At 47.7% G+C, this 5,523-nt stretch carries 10 protein-coding genes; 2 read left to right on the top strand and 8 right to left on the bottom strand.

Translation table 11 applies throughout. From position 1 onward, the window contains the following. From V3S16_RS12765 to V3S16_RS12795, 7 genes are all read right to left on the bottom strand, one after another. On the bottom strand, nucleotides 1-276 hold a 276-nt coding region (locus tag V3S16_RS12765), incomplete at its 3' end, for an FAD-dependent oxidoreductase (protein ID WP_413885521.1). A gap of 7 nt (nucleotides 277-283) precedes the next feature. Next, nucleotides 284-1,408 carry a hypothetical protein gene (locus tag V3S16_RS12770; RefSeq protein ID WP_413885522.1) on the bottom strand — a complete coding sequence of 375 codons (1,125 nt, stop codon included), beginning with the start codon at nucleotides 1,406-1,408 and terminating at the stop codon, nucleotides 284-286. Between the two features lie 23 nt (nucleotides 1,409-1,431). After that, the gene (locus V3S16_RS12775; protein WP_413885524.1) at nucleotides 1,432-1,668 is read right to left on the bottom strand and encodes an FAD-dependent oxidoreductase; all 237 of its coding nucleotides are present in this window, start codon (nucleotides 1,666-1,668) and stop codon (nucleotides 1,432-1,434) included. A gap of 44 nt (nucleotides 1,669-1,712) precedes the next feature. Then, the gene (locus V3S16_RS12780) at nucleotides 1,713-2,198 is read right to left on the bottom strand and encodes a cupredoxin domain-containing protein (protein ID WP_413885526.1); all 486 of its coding nucleotides are present in this window, start codon (nucleotides 2,196-2,198) and stop codon (nucleotides 1,713-1,715) included. A 65-nt stretch (nucleotides 2,199-2,263) separates the two neighbouring features. Then, nucleotides 2,264-2,815: a hypothetical protein gene (locus V3S16_RS12785; RefSeq protein WP_413885528.1), complete on the bottom strand. Its 552-nt coding sequence runs from the start codon at nucleotides 2,813-2,815 to the stop codon at nucleotides 2,264-2,266. Between the two features lie 37 nt (nucleotides 2,816-2,852). Next, nucleotides 2,853-3,689: an FTR1 family iron permease gene (locus tag V3S16_RS12790; protein ID WP_413885530.1), complete on the bottom strand. Its 837-nt coding sequence runs from the start codon at nucleotides 3,687-3,689 to the stop codon at nucleotides 2,853-2,855. Nucleotides 3,690-3,864: 175 nt separating this feature from the next. Continuing rightward, nucleotides 3,865-4,248 (bottom strand): Fur family transcriptional regulator, encoded by a 384-nt coding sequence (locus V3S16_RS12795; RefSeq protein WP_413885532.1) that lies wholly within the window; start codon nucleotides 4,246-4,248, stop codon nucleotides 3,865-3,867. A gap of 163 nt (nucleotides 4,249-4,411) precedes the next feature. Between V3S16_RS12795 and V3S16_RS12800 the strand changes: the two genes are divergently transcribed. Continuing rightward, on the top strand, nucleotides 4,412-4,591 hold the full coding sequence (locus tag V3S16_RS12800) for a CsgG/HfaB family protein (protein WP_413885534.1): 180 nt from the start codon (nucleotides 4,412-4,414) through the stop codon (nucleotides 4,589-4,591). Further along, the gene (locus V3S16_RS12805) at nucleotides 4,572-4,829 is read left to right on the top strand and encodes a tetratricopeptide repeat protein (RefSeq protein WP_413885536.1); all 258 of its coding nucleotides are present in this window, start codon (nucleotides 4,572-4,574) and stop codon (nucleotides 4,827-4,829) included. Before V3S16_RS12800 ends, V3S16_RS12805 begins: the two co-directional genes overlap by 20 nt. Before the next feature lie 474 nt (nucleotides 4,830-5,303). On the opposite strand, the gene V3S16_RS12810 is transcribed toward V3S16_RS12805, so the two are convergent. Then, the coding region (locus tag V3S16_RS12810; protein ID WP_413885538.1) for a hypothetical protein at nucleotides 5,304-5,523 on the bottom strand (220 nt) is incomplete at its 5' end.

Raw genomic sequence — 5,523 nt, forward strand, 5'->3', positions numbered from 1 at the left:
ATCGAAACTCCTGTCTCGAAAACGTATTATGCTTTTACGTTTGCGCGTCAACAGGTCGTCCCCCATCAACTCGCAGATGTCGCCGACAAGTTGGCTGTCTTTGGAGATAAAGCGATGCCCGCCAAGGTCGAATTGGTAACCTCCTTTACGGATAGTTTTACAAAGGCCGCCCACCGCCGCGTCTTTCTCGACGACGGTTACCTCTACGCCGTTTTTGGCCAGCTCCCACGCGGCGGTAAGGCCGCACGGCCCGGCGCCCAGTATGCAGACCTTCACTACCGTATTACCACCACGCCACCAACTCGATGTCAATCTTGTTGTTGTCCACTTCTGTCCCTTCCTCGTTGTTAATTTGGTATTCGGCCTTCAACTGAAAATTGTCCAGCAGGTGCATCACTACGCCGAAGGAAGTTTCTTTCTTTTCGTTGTCGGCCGTTTTCTCGTCATTATCGTACACGCCATACCGCGCCACAAGCTCGGCAAGCGGATGGACGCGGGAGCTTATCTGCACATAGTAACCTTTTTTATCAGTGTCCACCGCAGCGCCCTCATCCTTGCCGGTTACAAATTCACCCAGCAGTACGGGATAAAGGTCGTCGCCGAATATTTTGTCCGAATCAATTCTCAGGTGTATACCCGTGCGGGTGGATTGGTACATGTCATTCTCATCCCACTTGCCGGAGACGTAAGAAGCGCCGATGTTAAGGCCTACCACCAAGTCGTCCAGCATTATGCGCGCGCCCAGCGATTTGCCCTGGTTGCCGCCGCTTGAAGAGTCGCGCGATACGCCTCCGTTTTTCGCATCGCCGTTTAAATAAAAGACGTCCAGGTGGCCGATGCCCTCAAAGAGGTTGTTGAAACCGATGCCCACGTCCGCCCACGTGCCGGGTATTATTCCGCCGCTCTTCATTACTTTCGGGCGCGTAACGAGCTTGTTCTTGTTTCCGGGGTAGCTGAAGTATTCTATTCCGAACGGCACGTAAAATATGCCCGTGTATCCCCTGAAACCCTTAAACGGCATTATGCTCAGCTGTGCGCTGTCAACTTTCATCTCACCACGGCCGCCGGTCTTTTTATCGATATCACCCGCGCCCGAGTCCCATCCTGCCTCTTCCAGCCTCGGGAAATGTTCGTACTCCAGTTCCGCCGACAGAAACATTACATCGTTAAGAGGCACGCCCATCCAAACTACAATCTTATGCGCGTCGAAGGTGCTGTTTTTCTCTTGCTGGTCTATGTAGTGGAACTCGTAGTAGCCGTGCCACTGTACCCCTTCCGTGGAGGATGTCGCGCCGATAGCGGAGATATCAAACGCGGCTTTCTCCTCCGCAACGGCGGGCCAGGGCAGTAATACGGCCACGGCAATAGCGAAAACGATTATCATTCTCATCGCACCATTACACAACATTTCCTTACCTCCTTGTCTGTAAATTAAAGATTAATGTGGCGGATATAATCCACCAATTCGACATCTTTTGAGATGAAGCGTTGGCTTCCCAGGTCAAACCTGTATCCGTTTTTCTTGACAGTTTTGCGCAGGCCGCCCACCGCTGCGTCTTTCTCGACGACGGTTACCTCTACGCCGTTTCGGGCCAGCTCCCATGCGGCCGTAAGACCGCACGGACCGCCGCCTAAAACAGCTACTTTCACTTTTAGATCAATGCACAAAAATCATGCTTTGAAGGCTATGGCGATTCAGGTTTTTAAGCAGACTATTCAATTATTATCTTCCCCTCCCCCCCTTTTTTACGGTGGTCCGGTCTCGTGCAGTAGACGGGATATGTACCTTTCTTTAGGGGAACGAAGTAAAGGTCTAGCTGTCCGCCTTTTGGCATGATCTCGAGTGCGAGGAAAAACGGCGCCTTTATCTCGGCGAGTTTGTTTTGGGCCTTCCGGGTGGCAATCGCCCTGAAAAACTCGGGGGCCGTAAAATAATGTTTTTCCTTGCCTATATTGATGATCTCAAGCTTGTAGGTCTGGCCGGTCTTGAAGACGAGCTTGTTCGGTTCATAGCCGAATTCCTTAATGCCAACTGTGACCGTTTTCTTATTGTCCCAGTTATACTTTTTCTTTGCTTCCTTGGCCAGCTTAACGTAATCGTCGATAGTTTCCGCCGAAAGTGCGGAGGGAACCGCCAGACCGGCGGCCAGAAATGCAATCAGGATAAGACTATTGATGAAAATAATAACCGTTCTCATTTGACCTCCCTAACATCCCGGCATGTTAAACCGGGGAAAATCGAACCTTAAAAGATAATTTGTCTTTACTTGGCAAAACTTGGAAAAGAGTCCACAATAAGAGCCTCGATTTGCTTGACGGCCTGATTGTATCCTGACGGGTCAGGGGCCTTTTTACCTACGCCGAAGAGACCCGGGTTACCGATATTCTCCAGCGCCACGTTGAACTGGCTCATGATTGCAAGGCTGCTGGCGGCTTTTTGCTTCCTTACGTTTCCGTCTAGAACGTCCATGTAGCTTTTGCGCGCAAGCTGAAGACGCGCTTTGGCGTTCTTATAATTTTTAAAGTTTTCCTTTTTGTTTTGATGGAGCTTTTCGCGGATCGACAGGTAAGCGAGGTTGGCAAAGAGCTCCGCGGTTTTGGCAACGTCCTTTTTATCTATCGCCTCGCTCAACGGCTTTGCAAGGAAGTCCGCCTCGAATAGATGCCCTTTTTGCAAAGCCACACCCTTTTTTGCGAGCCCGGAAACTTTCCCCCAATTACCTCCCTTGGCCGCAACAACGGCTTCCTTGAAGATATCGGCTGTCGGGTCGGTGGCTTCCGCATAGCTATATGCAAATGCCGAAGCCGACGTCAAACAGACCGCAAGCGCCGAGGTAAGTATTAGTCTCAGGCTATGCAGCAGAGGCGGCCTCTTCCATTTCCTTTCGAACTCGCGGCGTGTAGTTCAAAATCCATACGGTTACTGCAAAGTAGGAGGTATATGCCACCGCCTGCAAAAGGCTCGGGCTGTGGGTATATCCGAAAAGGGCCTTAAAGAATATTCCTACCTCGCTTGAATCGTTCATTATAAAGCTTATGTCGAAAAGGCTCGGCACAATCTGCGGAATGATATTAATGTCTTGCATGATCCCAATCATGTTGGTGAGAAGGCCCGCCGCTATAATGAGGATCAGATAGCCGGTTACTTTGAAAAACATCCTGATCGGTATCTTGCGCATTCCTCTGAAAAGGCCGATCGTTACCGCAAGCGATAGTATAAGCCCCGCCGCGCCGCCGTAAAAGACGGGCGCCTGCATGTCGTCTCCGAAAACGGCGCCTAAAAAGAGGACGGTTTCGAAACCCTCTCTCAAAATTGCGAGATATGCCATGATGACCAGCGGTACGACGCTTCCGGCAGTTACGGCAGCTTCGATATTCTTTTCGATCCCGGCTTTAAGGTTGCGCGCGTTTTTGTTCATCCATATAACCATGTAGGTAAGGATTACGACGGCAAAGCCCATAATCGAAATCTTCAGGTATAGCTCGCCCAGCTTGCTTTCAAAGCCGCTGTAATAGACCTGGAAAAGGATTCCAATCCCGAAAGCGCTGATAAGGCCGAGGGCCACTCCCAAATAGATCCATTTATTGTGCCTTTTGAGATTCATGCGCCCGAGGTAGGCAAGAAGTATCCCTACAACCAAAAAGGCTTCCAGACCCTCACGGAATGTAATAAGAAATCCAGCAGTCATAACGCAACCCTCTCACATAAGTTGTTTTGGTAAAACCGGCCCTTGAATGGCATTTATTCCTCTCAACATCCTCTTAACGAATGGACAACCAATCTTTCATATAGCGATACTCATTATCACTATCACCCATGTGCCAATAATAATGAACTTGGCAGGGGGTTGTCAAGGGGTTTATTTAGATTTTTTTGAAGCAGGTCTTGCAGAGTCCGAATATTTCGAGTTTGTGGCTCTGCATGCGAAACTGATGGCTGTTTGCGATTTTCAGCTTTAATTTCTCAAGGGTAGGGTCAAGAAATTCAATGATATTGCCACATTCGTTGCATACAAGATGGTCGTGGTGAGATTTAATCGGGCTTTCGAAATGTTTGTGTTCCTGGCCAAACGAATGGTGGTCGACTACCTGGAACTCCCGCATCAGCTTGAGGGTGCGGTAAACCGTGGCGATACCGATAGATGGGTCGAGCTTTTTGGCTTCCCGGTAAATACCCTCGAAGTCCACATGGCCCGAGCTTTTTTCGATTATGCTGATAATAAGCTTCCGTTTTTGAGTGAGCGGCATCCTCTTTTCCATGCAGAGTTTAATCAAACCTGTTTTCGGAGCTTTTTTTATCCTTTTTTTAGAAGATGCCATAGCATTATAAATAGTTTAATATTCGCATTCAAAAACCTCCCTATAAATCCTTTTCCAGTTGAAATTCTATCATAACCTTCATTTTACCTCCATGCTGACAACGGACCTTGCGAAAATAAAATCCCTCCGGGTTGTCGAACGCGCCAAAATCGCGGAAATCATAGAGGAAATGAAACTGGGGCAGGCCGGGATGTTGGCCAATGACAGCGCCGTACTGGTAGGAAAGATAGTGGGCGCAAGGAATATTGTGCTTGGGTCTTACATCTTTTAAAATGGAGGAGCAACTGGTACACAAAATCGTGTCCAGTCTGGACGTAAAAATGTCCAATCAGGAAAAACTAAAACTGAATGTAAAGTCCCAGGGTTCTTTCCATGCGGCGATTTATTACTCCAAGGGCATAGGGTACATGGATGCAAAAAACTACGAAAAGGCTAAGGAAATGTTCAAGGAGGCCTTGAAACTCGATCCCAACTTCGAAGACGCTAAAGAAAAACTAGATGCGCTTTAGTGAACTAGCGTAGATTCTCAACGATACGGGCAAAGATAATTTATTTGCTTGTGCCAGGTAGATTCGACCCATTTTCACTTTTCTCTTTTTGCTCGGGTTCAATCATTTCAACACGGATAGGTGAAGGAGAATCAATATGAATATCTCTTTGAGGAAATGAAATTAGACATCTTCGAAGTCTTCATAATTAAACTGCGTTATTTACACAGGAATGAAAAATACCACGCAGCTGAGATATGGAAATACGCCGCAACTGACCTTCCCCCATTAAATCGCTCCTCTTGCGGGACAATAATACCGTACAGAAGATTAACTTAAAGGCAACTATTATGGAAAGACTGGCAATCGGTCTGTGATAAGCAAAATATTCAATTATTACCTTTGCATAACAATATGTTATAAAACTCAACTCCCATAAAAAAGCTATTGGCTAGCGGTTTGGCTAGCAATCCAAGGACAAAAGTAAAACACACTTTAATGATTATGGCCATTGACACCTCCGAGCGGATTCAATACTTGACGGCTAAATAGTGCTCGCCTTTTTCTTCGAAGCGCCTGATGACTTTTCCCTTGTAAATTACTCGATTCCGAGAAACTGCTATTTGCAAGCGGCGTGGCCGTTACTTTAAGGGGGTGGGCAAGTACCACCTCTTCGGCCACTTGTTCAGGTAGATCATACATAACGCACCAGTTG

The sequence above is a fragment of the Candidatus Desulfatibia sp. genome, assembly GCF_036446775.1.
Lineage (GTDB): Bacteria > Desulfobacterota > Desulfobacteria > Desulfobacterales > UBA11574 > Desulfatibia_A.

Excerpts from the sequence above, each read along its gene's own strand:
- V3S16_RS12770 (WP_413885522.1), bottom strand. The coding sequence starts at position 1,408 with ATGTTGTGTAATGGTGCGATGAGAATGATAATCGTTTTCGCTATTGCC.
- V3S16_RS12780 (WP_413885526.1), bottom strand. The coding sequence starts at position 2,198 with ATGAGAACGGTTATTATTTTCATCAATAGTCTTATCCTGATTGCATTT.
- V3S16_RS12790 (WP_413885530.1), bottom strand. The coding sequence starts at position 3,689 with ATGACTGCTGGATTTCTTATTACATTCCGTGAGGGTCTGGAAGCCTTT.
- V3S16_RS12795 (WP_413885532.1), bottom strand. The coding sequence starts at position 4,248 with ATGCCGCTCACTCAAAAACGGAAGCTTATTATCAGCATAATCGAAAAA.
- V3S16_RS12800 (WP_413885534.1), top strand. The coding sequence starts at position 4,412 with ATGCTGACAACGGACCTTGCGAAAATAAAATCCCTCCGGGTTGTCGAA.